This window comes from Halopseudomonas maritima (assembly GCF_021545785.1).
GTDB classification, from domain to species: domain Bacteria; phylum Pseudomonadota; class Gammaproteobacteria; order Pseudomonadales; family Pseudomonadaceae; genus Halopseudomonas; species Halopseudomonas maritima.
The window spans coordinates 2,099,645-2,120,023 of record NZ_CP079801.1 but is presented as its reverse complement, the minus strand read 5'-3'; the positions used below and the strand labels follow the sequence as shown (position 1 = coordinate 2,120,023).

The following is a 20,379-nucleotide window of genomic DNA, read 5'->3' as shown; positions in this document are numbered from 1 at the left end:
GTCACTCCAGACGTTCAATGCTATCCCGGCGCACATAGGCCTGTACCTGATCATCAGGCAAACGCTCGAGCAGGGGATTATTCCAGTCCATGATTTCACCCAGTCCGATTACCAGCATGCCACCCGGAGCCAGGCGTCTGGCCAGCAGGTTCAGCAGGTCGCGACGACGCCAGCGACGGAAGTAGATGAGCAGGTTCTGGCAGAAGATGATATCCAGGTCCTGAATCGGAGCCTGGGCCAGTTCAAGAATGTTCAGACGAGAAAAGCAGACCCGGTCACGTAGACCGTACGCCACTTCGTGTTTGTCGTTGGCCAGCGGCTGCAACCACTCGCGTCGTTCGCGCTCGTTCAGCCCGCCAAGCCGGTGCCCGGAATAGATGGCAGTACGCCCCTGCTCCAGCGCCTTGAGACTGATGTCGGTGGCCCAAATGCCGTAGCTGGCCGACGCCTTGGCCTTGCGCAGACTCTGCTCGGCCATCACCGCCAGCGAGTAGGCCTCCTCGCCGCTGGCGCAACCCACGCTCCACAGCTGCAGCGGCCGATCTGCCGGGCGGCCTTCCAGCAGCCGGTCGAGGTGGCGACCAACCGCATCGAAGGACGGGCGATGGCGCATGAAGCTGGTTTCACGCACGGTCAGGTGATCGATCAGTGCAGACCACTCCACGGCCCCGGCGGCGCCTTGGGTCACATGCTCGTAGTAGGCCTGGTAGTCACGCAGGTTCAGCTCGCGCATACGCGCGCCCAGGCTGGTTTGCAGAAAGGTCTTGCGCTGATCGCTGACGCACACGCCAGTGCGCGCCTCGAGCAATGTCTGCCACTGTCGAAACTGCTGCGTGTCCATGTCCGGCAGCTGCTGCAGCGACCAGTTTTGCGTTGTCTGCACGTGTGACCCTCGCACTCGGCGTTTCCGGGTGGCAGCTCCCTGCCACCCGACTCAGCTTAGTCGCCCTGCTGCGGCAGGGTGAAGCCGTCAACCGACTGGCGCATGGCCTCGGCCAGTTTCGCCAGTTCACCAATGCTGCGCGCGGTGGTGGTGGTACCGGCGGAGGTCTGCGAGGTAATTTCCTGAATCACGTTCATGGTGTTGGAAATGTGGCCTGCAGAGGATGCCTGTTGCCGTGCTGCGTTGGAGATGTTCTGAATCAAGGCTGCCAGGCTGGTCGATACCTTCTCGATCTCTTCCAGTGCCACACCGGCGTCCTGCGCCAGACGCGCACCACGAACTACCTCGGAGGTGGTCTGTTCCATCGAGATAACCGCTTCGTTGGTATCGGTCTGAATGGTTTTAACCAGCGCCTCGATCTGCTTGGTCGCCGCCGATGAACGTTCTGCGAGACGCTGAACTTCGTCGGCAACCACCGCGAAGCCGCGACCTGCGTCACCGGCCATGGAGGCCTGGATCGCCGCGTTCAAAGCCAGAATGTTGGTCTGGTCGGCAATGTCGTTAATCAGGCTAACGATGTCACCGATCTCCTGGGACGATTCGCCCAGACGCTTGATTCGCTTGGAGGTGTCCTGAATCTGCTCACGAATGGTATCCATGCCGACGATGGTGTTCTGTACCACCTCGTTGCCCTTGTTGGCGATGGCTACCGAGCGCTCCGCTACCGCCGCCGATTCGGAGGCGTTGGCCGATACCTGGTCAATGGACACCGCCATTTCGTTCACCGCCGCCGAGGCGCCGGCAATTTCCTGCGCTTGGTGCTCGGAGGCCTCGGCCAGATGCATGGCCGTGCCCTGGGTGTCCTGGGCCGCCTGCTCTACTTCCTGCGCGGTCTCGTTGATGGTCTGTACCAGGGCGCGCAGCTGGTCAATGGATTCGTTGATGGAGTCGGCGATGGCGCCGGTGAAATCCTCGGTGACCGTTGCCTGGGCGGTCAGGTCACCGTCGGCCAGGTCACCGATCTCATCGAGCAGACGCAGAATCGCCGCCTGGTTACGCTCGTTCTTTTCGCGGGTTTCGGCCAGACGCTCACGGGTATCGCGGGTCAGCTGAATACCGATCAGCAGCAGACAAACAAAAGCAATGGCCGCCAGCACATAGCCCAACAGGGTGTTGGCGACTCGGGAGTCGGCGCGCGCCTCAAAACCGCGGTTCAGCTCTGACAGGTTGTCCAGCATGAGCTGGGAGCCAGAGAAGATTTCGTTGGCGGCGGTACGTACCTGATACAGCTCGGGGGAGGTCAGCAGAATCTGATCAACCGAGTCCGATACGTAGCGGAACAGCGATTGAATCTCCTGCAGTCGACTGGCGGCATCCGGGTCGCTTACCCGCGTGATACCAATGCTGGCGTTACCCTCAAGCATGCCCTGCAGCACGCGGCCGAACAGACTGGCGTCACGGCCGAAACTGTCGGCCGCCATGACCGCGTCCTCGTCCCCTTCAAGTACCCGGTTTACCGAGCCGAGAATACGCTCTGCCAGCAGTGACTGACGCTGGGCAATGGCCACCTGATCAGCCGGCGACTCACTGGCGATCAGCACGTCCACCACGTCTTCGTATTCGACCTGCAGCTGCGGCACGGTATCGGACAGGGTGGTAGCAACCTCATGCAGCGACAGTACCGTGGTCTGGCTGGCCAGAATGGCGTCAGCGTTGGCTCGCATGCGGTCCCAGTCAGCCTGTACCTTGGCCTGCTGGGCCTGCAGGCTGGCCGGCATCGGCGGCAGGTTGGCCGCCGGATCACCGTTCACCAGGTAATCCCAGCGCTGCTGGAAATCGTTCCGCGCGGCCAGCAGCAGGCCGAAGGCCTCCGGCGTACCCGTCGCGGCTTCGGTCGCTGACTTGGAAATTTCCTGGGACAGAACGCGCAGCTCACCGGCGTGACCGATGTATTCGGTATCGCGTGAGCTTTGCGTGTTCAGGTAAAAGAAGTTGGCGATCAGCAGCGCCAGCGAAATAAGCAGCACGGCACCCAGACCCAGTATCGTGCGGTTGCTGCGCAAGGAAGACAGCGTCTGTGTATCAATAATCTTCATATGACTGGCCCCTACCTGGCCTACGGCTGTTATTACTGGCTACATGCTCCCGTCGCGGCCGCGGCAAAGCCGCACCCGCGCCAATGTCGATCAGATGGCAACGTCCAGAAACTGCTGGTCGTGTGCCAGGGCGCGAAAGTTAAACACCAGCGCCTCGCGCTCTCCCCGGTACGCCCCGACGACATAGGGTCGTACCTGCGCCTCCAGCTCGGGCAATTCGGTGCTGAAGGTATTCACCGGCAGATGCTGCATCCCCAACACCTCATCTACCAGCAAGCCGACAAACAGATCGTCGCGATCCAGCACCAACACCCGGCGCTGCTTGCGTGCAGCACCGGGGGTCACGCCAAAAAAGCGACTCAAATCAACAATCGGCAAAAGACGGCCACGCACGTTGGCCACACCGCGAACCCAGGCCTTGACCCGGGGTAATGCGGTGTAACGCGGTTCGTGCAGGATTTCAGTGATCTCGCCCATGGCGGCCAGCATGGTGCTGCCCGCCAGGCGGAAGCCAACGCCACTCCAGGTTTCGCTGACCACGTCTTGCGACGGAAGGCCCGCAGCCTGTTGGCGACACTGGCTGGCAAGCTGCTGGAGCAGCTCGAAGGGATGTTGAAGGTCTGACATGCCGTCCCTGTTCTCGTTGTTATCCGGCATCAAGTGACTCGGCCCAGAGCCCTAGCTGCCGAGTACGGTTTTCAGGGTCTTGATCAGGGTGGACTCGTCGACCGGTTTGGTCAGATAGTCCTTGGCACCCTGGCGCGTCCCCCACACCTTGTCGGTTTCCTGGTCCTTGGTGGTCACGATGATGACCGGAATGTGCCCGGTTTCCGGGTCTTTGGTCAGCTGGCGGGTGGCCTGAAAGCCATTCAGGCCAGGCATCACGATGTCCATCAGCACGGCGTCGGGTTTTTCCTGACGGGCCAGAGCCACGCCGTCGGCGCCGTTTTCGGCCTTGAGTACCTCGTAGCCGTGTTTTTCCAACATGCCGGTCAGCTTATACAGCTCGGTCGGCGAATCATCTACTACCAAAATGCGGGCCATCTGACTCCCCCGGGTTGTGCTCTGTGTTGCGTTCGCGCTCAGGCGCCAGCGGCGCCGGCCACGTTACTGGGCTGCGGTACGTGGGCGCGGATGGCACCCAGCAGCTCTTCCTTGCTAAAGGGTTTGGTCAGGTACTGGTCAGACCCGACAATGCGGCCCTTGGCCTTGTCGAACAGGCCATCCTTGCTGGACAGCATGATCACCGGTGTAGCCCGAAAGGCGCTATTGTTCTTGATCAACGCGCAGGTCTGATAGCCGTCCAGGCGGGGCATCATGATGTCGACAAAAATGATATCCGGGTGGTTGTCGGCAATCTTGGCCAGCGCGTCAAAGCCGTCGACCGCGGTGATGACGGTACATCCGACTTTCTTCAGCAGGGTTTCTGCTGTGCGTCGAATCGTCTTGCTATCGTCAATCACCATGACCTTCAGGCTCTCGAAATTTTCTTCCATAAGACCAGCCTTTGTTATTGATGGAGGGTCGTACCTGTTGGCCACGCCGACGCAGCCGCTGACCAGCCAATTCCCTGTCGCCGTACTTTTAGCATAGATTCTGCGACCAATCTATAAACCCATCCCAGCCGCGATACAGCTTGCCAAAAGCGCCAGCACTGGCTGCCAAGCGATGGCAGCGCTACACTCGAAGCCCCCTGCAACAGCCTGGAATACAGACTACCCATGCGAATTCGCCTCGGTATCGTGATGGACCCGATCAACGCGATCCATTACAAAAAAGACAGTTCACTGGCCATGCTGCTGGCCGCCGCCCAACGCGACTGGGAGCTCTTCTACCTGGAGCCGCAAGACCTCTATCTGGTCGACGGCAAGGCCCACGGTTGCCTGCGTCCGCTGCAGGTATTCGCCGACCCCAATCGCTGGTACGAGCTGGGCGAGGAAACCAAAGCCCCGCTGGACAGCCTGGACGTGATCCTGATGCGCAAGGATCCGCCGTTCGACAACGAATTCCTCTACGCCACTCACATCCTCGAAGCCGCCGAGCGCGATGGCGTACTGATCGTCAACCGCCCTGCCAGTCTGCGCGACTGCAATGAAAAACTGTTCGCTACACAATTCCCGCAATGCGCGCCAGATCACATCGTCACCCGGCGCGCCGACATTCTGCGCGAATTCGCGTTGCAGCACCGTGACGTTATTCTCAAACCGCTCGACGGCATGGGCGGCTCCATGATTTTCCGCATAAGAGAGAACGACCCCAACCTCAGCGTTATTATCGAGACCCTGACCCAGCACGGCACCCAGCAGATCATGGCGCAGCGCTATCTGCCGGAGATCAAGGATGGCGACAAACGCATCCTGATGATCCAGGGCGAGCCGGTGCCCTACTGCCTGGCGCGCATTCCACAACAGGGTGAAACGCGCGGCAACCTGGCCGCCGGCGGCCGCGGCGAGGCGCGCCCGCTGACCGACCGCGACCGCTGGATTGCAGAACAGGTGGGCCCCACCCTGCGCGAGCGCGGCCTGCTGTTTGTCGGCCTTGACGTGATTGGCGACTACCTCACCGAAATCAACGTCACCAGCCCGACCTGCATCCGCGAAATCGACGCCGCCTACGACACCGACATTGGTGGCCGTCTGATGGATGCCATCGAGGCGATGCTGCAGGCACGCTAGGACGTGCCGCGCACCTCGGCGCCCAGCTGAAACCCTGCGCGCTGCCGTGACTGGCAGCGTGACCCAGCACACAGAAGCGCACATGGACATTTGTGCCATCGGCGGGCAGACTTGCCCGCATATCGAGCTCGCCTATGGACAGCATGAATATCGCCGTGAACACCCCCGCGCCCAGCCAAGCCCTCAACGTTGCCCCCCGCGACCGGCTGGGCTTTGCCTTATTTATTGCTGCGGTCTTGCACGCCCTGCTGATTCTTGGCATCACCTTTGATCTGCCAACCCCCAACGAGCTGACCAAAAGCCTGGAAATCACCCTGGCTACCCAGCAGGCAGACGAGGCCCCGGAACAGGCCGACTACCTGGCTCAAATCAACCAGCAAGGCAGCGGCACACTGGAAGAGAAGGCGGCTCCCAGCACCACCGAAGAGGCAAGCTTTCAAGACAGCGAAATCAATCAGGTAACGCCGCAGCAGCAGATCACCGCGCCGCCGCCCGAGCGCGAGCAGCAAAAGGTCATCACAACCAGCGCGCCCAAGCTTGACCAGGTAACCGCTGCGCCTCCCACACCGAAGCCCGAGCCAGCGCCGACCGCCGAACTGAGCTTCAACATGAGTGATCTGTCACGCGAGATTGCCAGCCTGGAAGCACAGCTGGCCGAGGAACGCCAAGCCTACGCTCGCCGCCCGCGCATCCTGCGCCTGAACGCCGCCTCGACCATGGCCGACAAGGGTGCCTTTTATAAGGACGCCTGGCGCCGCAAGGTCGAACAGGTGGGCAACCTCAACTACCCCGCCGAAGCCCGTGCCAACCGCATTTACGGCAGCCTGCGCCTGCTGGTGCAGATCAACCGCGACGGCAGCCTGCGCGAAGTGCGCATTCTCGAATCGTCCGGCGAGCAGGTACTGGACGACGCCGCCATGCGGATTGTTAGGCTGGCCGCGCCCTTTATGCCCTTTACTGGCGAACTGATGGATGTCGACGTGCTGGAAATCATCCGCACCTGGCGCTTTGAGCCGGGTGACCGGGTATCCAGTTTCTGACCCGCCTGGCCCTGCGCCGGGCAAGCGTTCAAGCGCGCATTTGACCGCGTTGCGCTGCGCGCGCGAGCAGTGGCAGCGGGCAGGCGGAATTGATCCTTGCTTCCCTTGCCCTGTCTGACCTTCGGCCCGATACTGTCGGCATGCAGACATCGCCGACCTACCTCACGCACCATTTTCTGATCGCCATGCCCCACATGGCCGACCCGCGCTTTGATCACAGCCTGATCTATCTGTGTGACCACAGCGCCGAGGGTGCCATGGGCCTGGTGATCAACCAGCCAAGCGACCTGAACCTGGATGACCTGCTGTTACAGCTGGCACCGGAACTCAGCGGCCGCAGCGATCAGCCGGTATTCAATGGCGGCCCGGTTGAGCCGGAACGGGGCTTCGTATTGCACGACGGCGAGCGGCGCTGGGAATCCAGCGTCGATCTCGGCCCCCTGACCCTGACAACCTCGCAAGACGTGCTGCGCGCCATGGCCTGCGGCGAAGGCCCGCAGGCAGCACTGATCACCCTTGGCTACGCCGGCTGGGGCGCCGGCCAGCTGGAGCAGGAGCTGGCCGACAACGTCTGGCTGAGCTGCCCGGCCGAGCACGGCATCCTGTTCAGCCTGCCGCACAGCGAACGGCTGGGCGCCGCTGCGCGCACCCTGGGTATCGACTGGAGCCTGCTGACCAGCCAGGCGGGGCACGCCTGATGCCAGCACCCCATCGCCGCGCCCTGGCGTTCGACTACGGCACCCGTCAGATCGGCGTCGCCGTGGGCCAGACCTTGACCGGCAGTGCCGAACCGCTGACCAATCTGCGCGCCCGTGACGGCGTACCCGACTGGGATCAGCTCGCCAGACTGATACGCGAGTGGCAGCCGAACGTGCTGGTGGTTGGCCTGCCGCTGAACATGGACGGCAGCGCCAGCGACATGAGCGAACGCGCCGCACGCTTTGCCCGCCGCCTCAACGGCCGCTTCCAGCTGCCGGTTGAAACCGTCGACGAACGCCTGAGTACCTTCGAGGCAAAACAGCATTTAAAGGACCAGGGGCGCACCCCGAGCAGCTACCGGGATGACCCGGTCGACAGCCTCGCCGCCGCCCTGCTGTTGCAAACCTGGCTAAGCAGCCAGAGCTAGGAGACATCATGACCGCACTACCCGAGGTCGGCCCGCTGCTCGACAGCATGGCCACACAGCTGCGCAGCCATTTGGCAGCACGGCAGATCAGCGATCCAGCCTTTGTCGGCATTCATACCGGCGGCGTCTGGATCGCCGAAGCACTGCATGCCAAGGTTGCCCCCGAGGCGCCAATGGGCACGCTCGACATCGCCTTTTACCGCGACGACTTTGAGCAACACGGCCTACCGCAACGGGTGCGTCCCTCCGAACTGCCTTTCAGCGTCGATGACCGCCACATCATCCTGGTCGACGACGTGCTGATGACCGGCCGCACCATTCGCGCCGCCCTCAACGAGTTGTTCGACTATGGCCGCCCGGCCTCGGTGACCTTTGCCACGCTGATCGACGTCGACGCGCGCCAGTTACCGATCCGCGCCGACATCCTGGGCGCCGGTCTGGCCCTGCCAGCAGGCCAGCGGGTAAAATTGGCCGGCCCAAGCCCCCTGCACCTGACCCTGACCGCCGCTACCAACTGAGACCGCCATGAGCCTGACGCCGCACCACCTGCAACTCAACCAACAGGGCCAGCTGCGCCATTTTCTGACCATTGAAGGACTATCACGCGAGCTGCTGACCGAACTGCTCGACACCGCCGACTCTTTCCTTGAAGTGGGCGAGCGGGCCGTCAAGAAGGTCCCGCTGCTGCGCGGCAAGACGGTCTGCAACGTGTTCTTCGAGAACTCCACGCGCACCCGCACCACCTTTGAGCTGGCGGCCAAGCGGTTGTCGGCGGACGTGCTCAACCTGAACATCTCCACCTCCTCGACCAGCAAGGGTGAGACCCTGTACGACACCCTGCAGAACCTGGAGGCCATGGCCGCTGACATGTTCGTGGTACGCCACGGCGACTCCGGCGCCGCACACTTTATCGCCGAGCGTGTTTGCCCGGACGTAGCCGTCATCAATGCAGGCGACGGCAACCACGCCCACCCGACCCAGGCGATGCTCGACATGCTGACCATCCGCCGCCACCGCGGCGACTTCGAGAACCTGTCGGTGGCCATCGTCGGCGACATCCTGCACTCGCGGGTCGCGCGCTCCAACATGCTGGCGCTGAAAACCCTCGGCTGCCCCGACATCCGCGTGATCGCCCCGCGCACCCTGCTGCCAGAAGGGATTGATCAATACGGCGTACGGGTTTTCAACGACCTGCGCGTCGGCCTGCGCGATGTCGATGTGGTGATCATGCTGCGCCTGCAGAAAGAGCGCATGCAAAGCGGCCTGCTGCCCAGCGAAAGCGAGTTCTACAAGCTCTACGGCCTGACCCGCGAAACCCTGGCATTGGCCAAGCCCGATGCACTGGTCATGCACCCGGGGCCGATAAATCGCGGCGTCGAGATCGAATCTGACGTTGCCGACGGCCCGCAATCGGTGATCCTCAAACAGGTGACCTACGGCATTGCCGTACGCATGGCCGTGATGTCGATGGCCATGACCGGACAGACCACCCAGCGCCAGCTCACCCAGGAAGCGAACTGAACCATGCGACTGACGATTGAAGGCGCCCGGGTTATCGACCCCGCCAGCCAGTTTGACGAGATCACCGACCTGCACATCGCCGCCGGCCATATCCAGGCCATTGGCGCCGCCCCCGAGGGCTTCACGCCCAACCAGCGCATCGACGCCCGCGGACTGATCGCTTGCCCGGGCCTGGTGGACCTCAACGTTGCACTGCGCGAGCCCGGCTACAGCCGCAAGGGCAATATCGCCAGCGAAACCCGCGCCGCAGCCGCCGGCGGCGTGACCACCCTGTGCTGTCCGCCAGACACCCGCCCGGTGCTGGACACCCCAGCGGTGGCCGAGCTGATCCTCGACCGCAGCCAGGCCGCCGGCAACGCCCGCGTACTGCCCATCGGCGCGCTGACCAAGGGTCTGGAAGGCGAGCAACTGAGCGAGCTGGTAGCCCTGCGCGACGCCGGCTGCGTCGCCTTTACCCAGGGCCTGACACCCATGGGCAGCAATCGCATCCTGCGTCGGGCGCTGGAATACGCGGCCACCTTTGACCTGACCATCATCTTCACCCCGCAAGACGCTGATCTGGCCGAGGGCGGCATGGCCCACGAAGGCCCGACCGCCTCGCGCCTTGGCCTGGTCGGGATTCCGGAGAGCGCAGAAACCGTTGCCCTGGCCCGCGACTTGCTGCTGATCGAGCAGACTGGCGTGCGAGCGCACTTCAGCGGCCTGACCAGCGCCCGCGCGATGGATATGCTCGCTGACGCGCAGGCGCGCGGCCTGCCGGTTACCGCCGACCTGGCCGCTTACCAACTGCTGCTGTGCGACGAGGACCTGACCGGGTTTTCCAGCCAGTTGCACGTCATGCCGCCGCTGCGCTCGGCCAGCGACCGCCGCGCCCTGCGCGAAGCCGTGCAGAGCGGCGTGGTGCAGGCCATCGCCTCGCATCACCGGCCGCACGAAGCCGAAGCCAAGCGCGTGCCCTTTGCCGCCTCGGCTCCGGGCATCAGCAGCGTCGAGATTCTGCTGCCGCTAGCGCTCACGCTGGTCGCCGACGGCCTGCTGGAATTGCCGGCCGCCGTGGCCCGAGTAACCAGCGGGCCGGCCAGCGCGCTGGGTCTGCCGGCGGGCATCGGCCAGCTGCAACTGGGCGGCGCGGCAGACATCACCCTGTTTGACCCGGCACAGGCCTGCGAGATCGGCCGTAACTGGCTATCGCGGGGCAGCAACTGCCCCTTTATAGGACAAGGCGCGCCGGCAGCGGTTACCCATACCCTGCATGACGGAAAACTGGTATATCAACTGACCTGACGCTGCTGTCAGCGCGGAGCCGGGCAGCCGGCCAACACTGAGCGACTGGAAAGGACACTGGCATGGCCGCATTCGGCTTACGTGGTAAATCCCTGCTGGCATTATTGCTGGCCTGTCTACTGGCATTGGTGCCGGCCGGCCTGATTGGCTGGTCGGTGCTTAGCAACATCCACCAGCACTTCGGCGAGGGCTACGCACGTAACGCCACCCTGCTCAGCCGCGAACGCATCAGCGCGCCGATCAGCCGCGAGCTGGCCCTGTCGCTGCGCTTTGCCAATTCCGAAGTCACCCGCCAGTGGCTGCGCGATCCGAACGACCCGGCCAAGGCGGACCTGTTCTTCCGTGAAGCCGAGCTGTACCGCGCAGACTTTCGCGACCACGCCTACTTCATTGGCCGCCTGGATACCCTGGGCTACTACTTCAACGGCGGCGACCAGCCGCCCAGTCGCGAGCCGCGCTACATCCTCAACCCTGACTCGGACGCAGACCGCTGGTTCTTCAGCACCCTGCGCAACACCCAGGGCTTCAATCTCAACGTCGACGTAAACCCCGAGCTGGACACCACCAAGGTCTGGCTCAACATGGTGGTGACCGACGACGACGGCAGCGTGCTGGCACTGGCTGGCTCCGGGCTGGATCTGTCTGACTTTATTCGTGACTTCATTATCAGTGAGACCGCTGGCGTCACACCGATGATCGTGGACGCCAACGGCGCCATTCAGGCACACCAGGACCGCAGCCTGATCGTGATGAACTCCGGTGCCGGCGCCAGCACCGCCAGCGGCAGCAACCTGCTCAACCTGGTTGCCGCCGATAACCGCGACGCCGTGCGCGCAGCACTTGAGCAGGTTGGCCAGCAGCCGGGCAGCGTCGTGACCCTGCCGGTCAAGCTGCAGGGTGCCAACCAACTGCTGGCGGTCACCTATCTCCCGGCGCTGGACTGGTACGTCGCCAACGCGGTCGACCTGAGCAGCGCCGAGGTGATCGATAGCGCCTGGCTCACGCCGCTGCTGATTGGTCTGGGCGCGCTGCTGATTCTGCTGGTACTGATCTTCGCCTTCGCCATTGAGCGTCTGCTGCTCGGCCCCTTGCGCCAGCTCAAGCGCGGCGCCCAGGCGATGGCTGCCGGCCAGTACGATGTCGCCATGCCGGCCGGTCGCAACGACGAGATCGGCGAACTGAGCGACGCCTTCGGCGTGATGGCCGAAAAGGTACGCAGCCACACCCAAGAGCTGGAGCAGCGCGTACAGGAGCGCACCCGTGACCTTGAAGAGGTCAACCAGCAGATGCGCAACGCCCAGCGCAAGATCGAGGACTCCATCGATTACGCCAGCCTGATTCAGCGCTCTATCCTGCCCAACCGCGAGCTGGTCAACGCCCTCGGCGAACACCACGCCGTGCTCTGGCGCCCCCGCGACGTGGTGGGCGGCGACTTCTACATCTTCCACAGCGATCAGGACCACTGCCTGTTTGGCGTGGTCGACTGCGCCGGCCACGGCGTACCTGGCGCGCTGATGACCATGCTGGCGCACGCCGCGCTCGACCAGGCCATCAACGACTGCGGCCTGCACGACCCAGCCGCCGTACTGCAGCGTACCGACCAGATCGTGCGGCACATGCTCAGCGATTCCAACGAATCCAAGTCGGTCGCCACCAATATGGACGTCGGCCTTGCCTACGTTGACCTGAAACGGAGTAAGGTTACCTTCTCCGGCGCCAAGATAGCCCTGTACTACAGCGAGGGCGACACGGTCGACCACCTGCCGGGCGCGCGTCGGGCACTCGGCGACAAGCGCCAGGGTGAATACCACAACAGCCAGATCGAGCTGCGCGCAGGCCGTACCTTTTACCTGTGTACCGACGGGTTCCTCGACCAGGCAGGTGGCGAGCGCGGCTTCGGCTTCGGCAACAGCCGCTTTGCCGAGATGCTGCGCGCCCACGCCAGTCTGCCGCTGCGCGAGCAAAGTGCGGCATTCAGCGATACACTGGCCGCCTATCAGGGTGACTACCCGCAGCGCGATGACATCACCATGCTGTGTTTCCGTTTTGACTGAGCCCTCGACAGGAGCCGTAATGGACAACATCGACCTATTCGCCATGCGCGAGCGTTTCGACAGCCAGCAGATCATGCTGTGCTTTAACGGGCCGATTTCGCGCAGCCTGATTGAAGAGATCGGCAATGCGCTGCGCAACTACCTGGCTGCCGACCACGCCCATCCCAGCGCCGCCATGGACGTGTTCGCGGTCTACATCGAGATGACCCAGAACATCAGCCACTACACCCGCTCCAAGGGCTGGAACGAGCAGGAAGCCGGCGCCACCGTGGTGGTCTCACGTAACGAGCAGAGCCGCTATATTGTCTCCGCCGGCAACCTTATCGAAAGCGCTGATGGCGACAGCCTGGTTGCATCCATTGATCAGCTCGCCCAGCTGGATAAAGCAGGCCTGAAAGCGGCCTACAAGGAACAACTGCGCCGCCCGCGTGACGCCGAGCGCGCCTCCGGCGCAGGTCTCGGGCTAATCGACATCGCCCGCAAATCCAGTGCGCCGCTGCAGGCTTCACTGCAGCCTGCCGCCGACGGTCGCAGCTTTTTCAGCCTGCGCGCCGTGATCTGACCGAATCGAGAGCACCAAATAATGAACGACTTCAGTATTCCCAGTTCCCAGTCCACACCGGAAGTCCGCAGTGACTGGGCAGCCGGCCAGCTGTTCATGGCCGGCGACTCCTATCCCGAAAACTCCTTCGACATGTTCCAGCAGGTCTTCGACTGGATCGAAGGCTACCTTGGCGAGGGCGGCAAGCCGCTCAGCCTGGAACTGCGCCTGCTGTATTTGAATACCAGCAGCGTCAAGGCCATGATGGATATCTTTGATCTGCTCGAAGCGGCGCACCAGGATGGCGCGCCAGTGCAAGTCAACTGGTACTACGACCCGCAAAACGAACGCGTGGCCGAGCTGGCTGGAGAGTTCAAGGAAGACTGCACCTTTACCTTCAATATCATCAGCCACAGCTGAGGCGCCCATGAAAGCGTCCAAAGAGGCCCTGGAGGTTCATATCCAGGCGCTGCTGGAGAGCGGCGAACACGATGACAACCCGCTGTCTACACCGCTGCGCGAGCTGTGGACAGCGCACCAGGACCTCGTTCGACGCATCGACCGCATCAGTCACATTTCCGATGGCTACCAGAGTCTGGCCAAACAGCGCGAGCAATCCCTTGCCGAGCGCTTGAACAAGCAGCTGCGTCAACTGGAAAAGGTCGCGCGCATCTCAGACCGCTACCAGAACATGATGCGCGATCTGAACGAGGCGCTGCGCGAGGCCTCAACCCACGACGCCCTCACCGGTCTGGCCAATCGCCGCCTGCTGGTCGATCGGCTGAAGAAGGAAGTGGAGCGCTATGCCCGTTACCAGCGTTCGTTCAGCATCGCCATGCTCGACGTGGATCACTTCAAGAGCATCAACGATCGCTACGGCCACGAGATAGGCGATGGTGCGTTGATCGAGATCGCCCGCGTGCTGGACGCAGAAATTCGCGAGAACGACTTGTGCGGCCGCTGGGGTGGAGAGGAATTTCTGATTCTACTGCCGGAAACCGATGCCGCGGCCGCTGCGCAGGTAATGGAGCGGGTTCGCGCCGCCATCGAACGTCTGACCATTCGTGTGCAGGACGAATCCGTGAGCATGACCATCAGCATCGGGGTGGCCAAGCATCAGCCGGCTTCCAGCTACTCCGATACGATCAGCCGCGCCGACCACGCCCTGCTGGTCGCCAAACGTGGCGGCCGCAACCAGCTGAGCATCGCCACCGAGTAAGACCCCAGGGCCTGCTGCCGCTTCGCTCGCCCGCCTGTTGCGCCTGTAAAGCCGCCACTCGGCGTCGCGCGTCACTCACGTGGAGTGACCACACTGCGCGCTCCTTCCGCCTTGCCTGGCCGAAAAATGGCCTCCGGCAGGCGGATGAACGAAGCGGCAACAGAGCCTATCGACGGTGGTTGCGCAGCCCCACGTCTTCGTCCTCTTCCAGCGAGAAGCCGCCTTCCTGCTGGTTCTGCATCAGGTGCTTGCCGTCGGTTTCCGAGCCCAGCTTGATCATCAGGCGCAGGTCGTTGGCCGAGTCGGCGTGGGCCAGGGCGTCTTCGTAGGTGATCTCGCCGGCGCTGTAGAGCTTGTAGAGCGCCTGGTCAAAGGTCTGCATGCCCACTTCGTTGGAGCGCGCCATCAACGGCTTGAGCTCGTGCACCTCGCCCTTGCGGATCATATCTGCCGCCAGCGGGGTGTTGAGCATCACCTCGATCGCCGCACGACGTCCCTTGCCATCCGGCGTCGGAATCAACTGTTGCGCCACAATGGCCTTGAGGTTCAACGACAGATCCATCCAGACCTGCTGATGCATCTCGTTGGGGAAGAAGTGGATGATACGGTCCAGCGCCTGGTTGGCGTTGTTGGCGTGCAGGGTGGCCAGACACAGGTGGCCGGTCTCGGCGAAGGCCACGGCGTGGTCCATGGTCTCCTTGGTACGCACCTCACCAATCAAGATCACATCCGGCGCCTGGCGCAGGGTGTTCTTCAGCGCCACCTCGAACGAGTCGGTATCAATGCCGACCTCACGCTGTGTGACGATGCAGTTCTGGTGCTGGTGAATAAATTCGATCGGGTCTTCAATGGAGATGATATGGCCGCTGGAGTGCTTGTTACGGTAACCGATCATTGAGGCCAGCGAGGTCGACTTACCCGTACCGGTGGCCCCGACAAAGATCACCAGCCCGCGTTTGGTCATCGCCAGTTGCTTGAGAATGTCGGGCAGGCGCAGCTCTTCCATGGTCGGAATGTTGATCTCGATCCGCCGCAGCACCATGCCCACCAGGTTGCGCTGGTAGAAGGCACTGACCCGGAAGCGGCCAATGCCGCGCGCACTGATCGCAAAGTTGCACTCGCGGTTTTCGGCAAACTCGCGGCGCTGGGCCTCGGTCATCACCCCGAGGACGGTCTCGCGGGTCTGTTCCGGTGAAAGGGGCGTTTTGGTAACCGGCAGGATCTTGCCGTGAACCTTCATACTCGGTGGCACACCGGCGGTGATGAACAAGTCGGAGGCGCCTTTCTCGACCATCAACCGCAACAGCTTTTCAAACTCCATGCTCTGCCTCTTTTTTCCTTTGCGGCAGGCTGCTCAACGCCCGCCATAACTGCCAGCCGGGTTAGAAACCGTCGACTGCCTTGGCCTTTTCGCGGGCGCTTTCCTTGGTGATCAGACCCTTGGCGACCAGCCCTTTCAGGCACATGTCGAGTGTCTGCATGCCAATGTTGCCGCCGGTCTGAATGGCCGAGTACATCTGGGCGATCTTGTCTTCGCGGATCAGGTTACGGATCGCCGGGGTGCCGATCATGATCTCGTGCGCCGCCACCCGGCCGCCGCCAATCTTCTTCAGCAGGGTTTGGGAGATCACCGCCTGCAGCGATTCGGACAGCATCGAGCGCACCATGGCTTTTTCTTCGCCGGGGAACACGTCGACGATACGGTCGATGGTCTTGGCGGCGGAGGTGGTGTGCAGGGTGCCGAACACCAGGTGACCGGTTTCTGCGGCGGTCAACGCCAGGCGAATGGTTTCAAGGTCACGCATCTCGCCCACCAGGATGATGTCCGGGTCTTCCCGCAGGGCCGAACGCAGGGCCTCGGCAAAGCCCAGGGTATCGCGGTGTACTTCACGCTGGTTCACCAGACACTTCTTGGACTCGTGGACGAATTCGATCGGGTCTTCGATGGTCAGGATATGCTGGTACTTGGTGCTGTTGAGGTAGTCCACCATGGCCGCCAGGCTGGTGGATTTACCCGAGCCGGTCGGGCCGGTGACCAGCACCAGACCGCGCGGGTTGTCGGAAATCTTCTTGAACACATCGCTCATACCCAGATCTTCCATGGTCAGTACCTTGGAAGGAATGGTCCGGAATACGGCGCCAGCGCCCCGGTTCTGGTTGAAGGCGTTAACCCGGAAGCGCGCGACACCCGGCACTTCAAAGGAGAAGTCCGTCTCCAGGAACTCTTCAAAATCCTTGCGCTGCTTGTCGTTCATGATGTCGTAGATCAACGCATGAACCTGCTTGTGCTCCATGGCCGGCACGTTGATTCGGCGCACGTCGCCGTCGACGCGAATCATGGGCGGCAATCCTGCCGACAGATGCAAGTCCGACGCGCCCTGTTTGGCGCTGAAGGCTAACAGCTCGGTAATATCCATAGGGTTCCCCATAACGTCCGGCAAGCATGTAGAATGCGGACAGTGTCTTATTCCATTGGCAAGGTATTAACGTCCGTAATGTCCACGATAGCAGAGAATATTGCAAACGTTCGTGAACGTATTAACCGGGCTGCCGAGGTCGCCGGGCGCGATCCGGCCGGCATTACCCTGCTGGCAGTCAGCAAGACCCGACCGGCCGGTGACATCCGTGAAGCCTGGGCAGCCGGGCAACGTGATGTCGGCGAGAATTACCTGCAAGAAGCCCTCGACAAGATGGCCGAACTGCAAGACCTGCCGCTGCACTGGCATTTCATCGGCCCGATCCAGTCCAACAAGACCCGCGCCATCGCCGAGCACTTTGACTGGGTGCACAGCGTGGACCGGTTGAAGATCGCCCAGCGTCTGTCTGATCAGCGCCCCGAGAGCCTGCCGGCACTCAACATCTGCCTGCAGGTCAATATCAGTGGCGAAGACAGCAAGTCTGGCGTGCCGCTGGCCGAGTTGCCGGCACTGGCTGAGGCCGTTGCCACCCTGCCGCGCCTGCAACTGCGCGGGCTGATGGCGATTCCGGCGCCGGCCGACAGCAGCGAGCAGCGGCGCGTGCCGCTGGCCGCGCTGCGCGAGGCCGCCACACAGCTGTCACTGCCACTGGACACACTGTCGATGGGCATGAGCGATGACCTGAGCGAGGCAGTACAGGAAGGCGCCACCATCGTGCGTATCGGCACCGCCCTGTTCGGGCGGCGCCAGTACCCCCAACCCTAATTAGCACGCGCAGCGAGGTTTTCATGACTGCACCCGTAATCGGATTCATCGGCGCCGGTAACATGGCCACCAGCCTGATCGGCGGCATGCTGCAGAAGAACGTCAAACCGGCGAACGTGATCGCCAGCGACAGCAAGCCGGAGCAGTGCGCCGCCCTGGAGCGCCAGTTCCAGATTCGCACCAGCACCGACAACGCCGTGCTGGCCGCCGAGTGCGACGTGCTGCTGCTGGCGGTCAAGCCGCAGGTCATGCAGGACGTCTGCCGCGCCCTGCCGCGTGAGCGCAAGCCGGGCCAGCTGGTCATCTCGATTGCTGCCGGCATCAGCTGCGACAGTCTGGAACGCTGGCTGGGCACCGGCACCGCCATCGTGCGCTGCATGCCCAACACGCCGTCGCTGCGCGGTCAGGGCGTCAGCGGTCTGTACGCCACTGCGGCGGTTAGCGAAGAGCAGCGCGAGCAGGCCGAATCCATCCTCAACGCCGTGGGCATCAGCGTGTGGCTGGATGAGGAAAAGCTGATCGACGCGGTCACCGCCGTGTCCGGCAGCGGCCCGGCCTACTTCTTCTACCTGATCGAAGCCATGATCGATGCCGGCGAGAGGCTCGGCCTGCCGCGCGACACCGCCGAGCGTCTGGCGCTGTTCACCGGCCTGGGTGCGGCCGACATGGCGGTGCACAGCGACGTGGACGTGGCCGAGCTGCGCCGCCGTGTCTGCTCGCCCAATGGCACCACCGAGCGCGCAATTGAAACCTTCCGCAGCCAGGGCTTGCCCAAGATGGTCGACGACGCCATGCAGGCCTGTGCCGACCGCGCCGCCGAAATGTCCCGCGAGCTTGCCTGAGGAAACCGCATGAACAGCCTGAACACGGCCGCTATCTACCTGATCCAGACCCTCGGCAGTCTCTACCTGCTGATCGTACTGCTGCGCTTTTTGCTGCAGCTGGTCCGGGCCGACTTCTACAACCCTCTGTCGCAGTTTATCGTGCGCGCCACCAAGCCGCTGCTGATGCCGCTACGGCGCATTATCCCCGGCTATGGCGGGCTGGACTTTGCCTCGCTGGTGCTGGGCATTGCCATCCAGTTGGCAATGCTGATCATGATCATCCTGCTCATGGGCTATGCACTGCCCAACATCCTGCTGCTGGTCAGCTGGGCGGCGATTGGTGTGCTGGCGCTGTTTGTGAAGATATTCTTCTTTGCGCTGATCATCAGCGTGATCCTGTCCTGGGTCGCGCAGGGCAGCTACAACCCGGCAGTGATTCTGATCAATCAGCTGTGCGAGCCGATACTGGCGCCGATCCGCAAGATCCTGCCGGCCCTGGGCGGCCTGGATCTCTCGCCAATTTTTGCCTTTATCGCCATTCGCCTGTTCGACATGCTGGTGATCGCCAATCTGGCGGCCGCTGCCGGCATGCCCGGCGGCCTGACCCTGGCGCTCTGACCGCGCCAGCGCGTCCTGCGCAGCGGCTGACCGCTGCGGACCGCCGAATATTGCGCCACAACCAAGCGCTATTTAGACTGGCGCCTCTATTATTGGCCCTTCGCCTGCCTGCTGTACCGGGAGCAAGTCCCCCAGCGAAGCCCGGCCAAGCGACACAGGAACAGGTTACCGATGTCCGAACTACCTGCCGATTCCGTCGGCCTGGTCACCCCCCAGCGCCACACCTTTACCGAGCCACTGCCGCTGGCCTGCGGCAGAGCGCTGCCGAGCTATGAGCTGGTGTATGAGACCTACGGCGAGCTGAACGCCAGCGCCAGCAACGCGGTGCTGATCTGTCACGCGCTGTCCGGCCACCATCACGCCGCCGGTTACCACAGCATGGATGAGCGCAAGCCCGGCTGGTGGGACAACTGTATCGGCCCAGGCAAGGCCATCGACACCAACCGCTTCTTCGTCGTCAGCCTGAACAACCTCGGCGGCTGTCACGGCTCCACCGGCCCCTCCAGCATCAACCCGGAAACCGGCAACAGCTACGGCGCCAGCTTCCCGGTGCTGACCGTCGAAGACTGGGTACACAGTCAGGCGCGACTGGCGGATGTGCTCGGCGTCACCCAGTGGGCGGCGGTCGTGGGCGGCAGCCTGGGCGGCATGCAGGCGCTGCAGTGGGCCATCAGCTACCCCGAGCGCATCCGTCACTGCGTCGCGATTGCCACCGCACCCAAGCTGTCGGCACAGAACATCGCCTTCAACGAGGTGGCCCGGCAGGCCATCATCACCGATCCGGATTTCCACAATGGTGACTACGCCGCCTTTGGCGTGATCCCCAAGCGCGGCCTGATGCTGGCTCGCATGGTCGGCCACATTACCTACCTGTCGGATGACTCGATGGGCGCCAAGTTCGGCCGCGAGCTACGCTCCGATCAACTCAACTACGACTTCACCAGTGTCGAGTTTGAGGTAGAAAGCTACCTGCGCTATCAGGGCCAGGAGTTTTCCGGCCGCTTTGACGCCAATACCTACCTGCTGATGACCAAGGCGCTGGACTACTTTGACCCGGCTGGCGCCCACGGCGGCGACCTGGCGCGCACTCTGGCCGGTATCAAGGCACGCTGTCTGGTGATGTCCTTCACCACCGACTGGCGCTTCTCGCCCGAACGCTCGCGCGAGCTGGTCGACGCCCTGCTGGCCGCCCGCAAGGAGGTCAGCTACCTGGAGATTGAAGCGGCGCAGGGGCACGACGCCTTCCTGCTGCCGATCCCCCGTTATATCGAGGCCCTGAGTGGCTACATGAATCGCATCGAGGTGAGCCAATGAGC

Annotated in this window: 22 protein-coding genes; 15 read left to right on the top strand and 7 right to left on the bottom strand. The window is 62.9% G+C overall.

Annotation, left to right across the window (positions count from 1 at the left end; translation table 11 throughout):
* Position 1 precedes the first annotated feature (1 nt).
* The 5 genes from HV822_RS09755 to HV822_RS09735 all read right to left on the bottom strand — a co-directional run bounded on the left by HV822_RS09755 (position 2) and on the right by HV822_RS09735 (position 4,475).
* Positions 2–883: a CheR family methyltransferase gene (locus tag HV822_RS09755; protein ID WP_275419342.1), complete on the bottom strand. Its 882-nt coding sequence runs from the start codon at positions 881–883 to the stop codon at positions 2–4.
* 56 nt (positions 884–939) lie between these two features.
* Complete coding sequence (locus HV822_RS09750) at positions 940–2,979, bottom strand: methyl-accepting chemotaxis protein (protein WP_238869803.1); 2,040 nt, start codon at positions 2,977–2,979, stop codon at positions 940–942.
* A gap of 90 nt (positions 2,980–3,069) precedes the next feature.
* Positions 3,070–3,606, bottom strand: coding sequence for a chemotaxis protein CheW (locus HV822_RS09745; protein WP_238869802.1), 537 nt, complete (start codon positions 3,604–3,606; stop codon positions 3,070–3,072).
* A gap of 51 nt (positions 3,607–3,657) precedes the next feature.
* Positions 3,658–4,023 carry a twitching motility response regulator PilH gene (gene pilH, locus HV822_RS09740; protein ID WP_083725030.1) on the bottom strand — a complete coding sequence of 122 codons (366 nt, stop codon included), beginning with the start codon at positions 4,021–4,023 and terminating at the stop codon, positions 3,658–3,660.
* Positions 4,024–4,061: 38 nt separating this feature from the next.
* Positions 4,062–4,475, bottom strand: coding sequence for a response regulator (locus tag HV822_RS09735; RefSeq protein ID WP_238869801.1), 414 nt, complete (start codon positions 4,473–4,475; stop codon positions 4,062–4,064).
* Positions 4,476–4,700: 225 nt separating this feature from the next.
* On the opposite strand from HV822_RS09735, the gene gshB reads away from it, so the two are divergent.
* The 11 genes from gshB (at position 4,701) to siaD (ending at position 14,439) form a co-directional block, all read left to right on the top strand.
* The gene (gene gshB / locus HV822_RS09730; RefSeq protein WP_238869800.1) at positions 4,701–5,654 is read left to right on the top strand and encodes a glutathione synthase; all 954 of its coding nucleotides are present in this window, start codon (positions 4,701–4,703) and stop codon (positions 5,652–5,654) included.
* Between the two features lie 143 nt (positions 5,655–5,797).
* Positions 5,798–6,694 (top strand): energy transducer TonB, encoded by an 897-nt coding sequence (locus HV822_RS09725; protein ID WP_238873579.1) that lies wholly within the window; start codon positions 5,798–5,800, stop codon positions 6,692–6,694.
* A gap of 140 nt (positions 6,695–6,834) precedes the next feature.
* A complete protein-coding gene (locus HV822_RS09720; RefSeq protein WP_238869799.1) occupies positions 6,835–7,392 on the top strand; it encodes a YqgE/AlgH family protein in 558 nt (185 codons plus the stop codon).
* Positions 7,392–7,820 (top strand): Holliday junction resolvase RuvX, encoded by a 429-nt coding sequence (gene ruvX / locus HV822_RS09715; RefSeq protein WP_238869798.1) that lies wholly within the window; start codon positions 7,392–7,394, stop codon positions 7,818–7,820. The genes HV822_RS09720 and ruvX overlap by 1 nt, the downstream gene beginning before the upstream one ends.
* An 8-nt stretch (positions 7,821–7,828) precedes the next feature.
* Positions 7,829–8,338 carry a bifunctional pyr operon transcriptional regulator/uracil phosphoribosyltransferase PyrR gene (gene pyrR, locus HV822_RS09710; protein ID WP_238869797.1) on the top strand — a complete coding sequence of 170 codons (510 nt, stop codon included), beginning with the start codon at positions 7,829–7,831 and terminating at the stop codon, positions 8,336–8,338.
* A 7-nt stretch (positions 8,339–8,345) separates the two neighbouring features.
* Entirely contained in the window at positions 8,346–9,341 is a 996-nt protein-coding gene (locus HV822_RS09705; RefSeq protein ID WP_118131860.1) for an aspartate carbamoyltransferase catalytic subunit, read from the top strand.
* A gap of 3 nt (positions 9,342–9,344) precedes the next feature.
* Entirely contained in the window at positions 9,345–10,625 is a 1,281-nt protein-coding gene (locus tag HV822_RS09700; protein WP_238869796.1) for a dihydroorotase, read from the top strand.
* Between the two features lie 62 nt (positions 10,626–10,687).
* Positions 10,688–12,679, top strand: coding sequence for a biofilm regulation protein phosphatase SiaA (siaA, locus tag HV822_RS09695; protein WP_238869795.1), 1,992 nt, complete (start codon positions 10,688–10,690; stop codon positions 12,677–12,679).
* Between the two features lie 19 nt (positions 12,680–12,698).
* On the top strand, positions 12,699–13,241 hold the full coding sequence (gene siaB, locus HV822_RS09690) for a biofilm regulation protein kinase SiaB (RefSeq protein WP_238869794.1): 543 nt from the start codon (positions 12,699–12,701) through the stop codon (positions 13,239–13,241).
* A 21-nt stretch (positions 13,242–13,262) separates the two neighbouring features.
* A complete protein-coding gene (siaC, locus tag HV822_RS09685) occupies positions 13,263–13,640 on the top strand; it encodes a biofilm regulation phosphoprotein SiaC (RefSeq protein ID WP_238869793.1) in 378 nt (125 codons plus the stop codon).
* 7 nt (positions 13,641–13,647) lie between these two features.
* On the top strand, positions 13,648–14,439 hold the full coding sequence (gene siaD, locus HV822_RS09680; protein WP_238869792.1) for a biofilm regulation diguanylate cyclase SiaD: 792 nt from the start codon (positions 13,648–13,650) through the stop codon (positions 14,437–14,439).
* 166 nt (positions 14,440–14,605) lie between these two features.
* Here siaD and HV822_RS09675 read toward each other — a convergent pair whose 3' ends face one another.
* Both HV822_RS09675 and HV822_RS09670 read right to left on the bottom strand, forming a co-directional pair.
* The gene (locus tag HV822_RS09675) at positions 14,606–15,760 is read right to left on the bottom strand and encodes a PilT/PilU family type 4a pilus ATPase (protein ID WP_238869791.1); all 1,155 of its coding nucleotides are present in this window, start codon (positions 15,758–15,760) and stop codon (positions 14,606–14,608) included.
* Between the two features lie 61 nt (positions 15,761–15,821).
* Positions 15,822–16,856: a type IV pilus twitching motility protein PilT gene (locus HV822_RS09670; RefSeq protein ID WP_238869790.1), complete on the bottom strand. Its 1,035-nt coding sequence runs from the start codon at positions 16,854–16,856 to the stop codon at positions 15,822–15,824.
* A 78-nt stretch (positions 16,857–16,934) separates the two neighbouring features.
* On the opposite strand from HV822_RS09670, the gene HV822_RS09665 reads away from it, so the two are divergent.
* From HV822_RS09665 to metX, 4 genes are all read left to right on the top strand, one after another.
* Positions 16,935–17,621 carry a YggS family pyridoxal phosphate-dependent enzyme gene (locus tag HV822_RS09665; protein ID WP_238869789.1) on the top strand — a complete coding sequence of 229 codons (687 nt, stop codon included), beginning with the start codon at positions 16,935–16,937 and terminating at the stop codon, positions 17,619–17,621.
* 23 nt (positions 17,622–17,644) lie between these two features.
* Complete coding sequence (proC, locus tag HV822_RS09660) at positions 17,645–18,463, top strand: pyrroline-5-carboxylate reductase (protein ID WP_238869788.1); 819 nt, start codon at positions 17,645–17,647, stop codon at positions 18,461–18,463.
* 9 nt (positions 18,464–18,472) lie between these two features.
* On the top strand, positions 18,473–19,063 hold the full coding sequence (locus HV822_RS09655; protein WP_238869787.1) for a YggT family protein: 591 nt from the start codon (positions 18,473–18,475) through the stop codon (positions 19,061–19,063).
* A gap of 171 nt (positions 19,064–19,234) precedes the next feature.
* Positions 19,235–20,377, top strand: coding sequence for a homoserine O-succinyltransferase MetX (gene metX, locus HV822_RS09650; RefSeq protein WP_238869786.1), 1,143 nt, complete (start codon positions 19,235–19,237; stop codon positions 20,375–20,377).
* Positions 20,378–20,379 lie beyond the last annotated feature (2 nt).

Excerpts from the sequence above, each read along its gene's own strand:
- HV822_RS09750 (WP_238869803.1), bottom strand. The coding sequence starts at position 2,979 with ATGAAGATTATTGATACACAGACGCTGTCTTCCTTGCGCAGCAACCGC.
- HV822_RS09745 (WP_238869802.1), bottom strand. The coding sequence starts at position 3,606 with ATGTCAGACCTTCAACATCCCTTCGAGCTGCTCCAGCAGCTTGCCAGC.
- pilH (WP_083725030.1), bottom strand. The coding sequence starts at position 4,023 with ATGGCCCGCATTTTGGTAGTAGATGATTCGCCGACCGAGCTGTATAAG.
- HV822_RS09735 (WP_238869801.1), bottom strand. The coding sequence starts at position 4,475 with ATGGAAGAAAATTTCGAGAGCCTGAAGGTCATGGTGATTGACGATAGC.
- gshB (WP_238869800.1), top strand. The coding sequence starts at position 4,701 with ATGCGAATTCGCCTCGGTATCGTGATGGACCCGATCAACGCGATCCAT.
- HV822_RS09725 (WP_238873579.1), top strand. The coding sequence starts at position 5,798 with ATGAATATCGCCGTGAACACCCCCGCGCCCAGCCAAGCCCTCAACGTT.
- HV822_RS09720 (WP_238869799.1), top strand. The coding sequence starts at position 6,835 with ATGCAGACATCGCCGACCTACCTCACGCACCATTTTCTGATCGCCATG.
- ruvX (WP_238869798.1), top strand. The coding sequence starts at position 7,392 with ATGCCAGCACCCCATCGCCGCGCCCTGGCGTTCGACTACGGCACCCGT.
- pyrR (WP_238869797.1), top strand. The coding sequence starts at position 7,829 with ATGACCGCACTACCCGAGGTCGGCCCGCTGCTCGACAGCATGGCCACA.
- HV822_RS09705 (WP_118131860.1), top strand. The coding sequence starts at position 8,346 with ATGAGCCTGACGCCGCACCACCTGCAACTCAACCAACAGGGCCAGCTG.
- HV822_RS09700 (WP_238869796.1), top strand. The coding sequence starts at position 9,345 with ATGCGACTGACGATTGAAGGCGCCCGGGTTATCGACCCCGCCAGCCAG.
- siaA (WP_238869795.1), top strand. The coding sequence starts at position 10,688 with ATGGCCGCATTCGGCTTACGTGGTAAATCCCTGCTGGCATTATTGCTG.
- siaB (WP_238869794.1), top strand. The coding sequence starts at position 12,699 with ATGGACAACATCGACCTATTCGCCATGCGCGAGCGTTTCGACAGCCAG.
- siaC (WP_238869793.1), top strand. The coding sequence starts at position 13,263 with ATGAACGACTTCAGTATTCCCAGTTCCCAGTCCACACCGGAAGTCCGC.
- siaD (WP_238869792.1), top strand. The coding sequence starts at position 13,648 with ATGAAAGCGTCCAAAGAGGCCCTGGAGGTTCATATCCAGGCGCTGCTG.
- HV822_RS09675 (WP_238869791.1), bottom strand. The coding sequence starts at position 15,760 with ATGGAGTTTGAAAAGCTGTTGCGGTTGATGGTCGAGAAAGGCGCCTCC.
- HV822_RS09670 (WP_238869790.1), bottom strand. The coding sequence starts at position 16,856 with ATGGATATTACCGAGCTGTTAGCCTTCAGCGCCAAACAGGGCGCGTCG.
- HV822_RS09665 (WP_238869789.1), top strand. The coding sequence starts at position 16,935 with ATGTCCACGATAGCAGAGAATATTGCAAACGTTCGTGAACGTATTAAC.
- proC (WP_238869788.1), top strand. The coding sequence starts at position 17,645 with ATGACTGCACCCGTAATCGGATTCATCGGCGCCGGTAACATGGCCACC.
- HV822_RS09655 (WP_238869787.1), top strand. The coding sequence starts at position 18,473 with ATGAACAGCCTGAACACGGCCGCTATCTACCTGATCCAGACCCTCGGC.
- metX (WP_238869786.1), top strand. The coding sequence starts at position 19,235 with ATGTCCGAACTACCTGCCGATTCCGTCGGCCTGGTCACCCCCCAGCGC.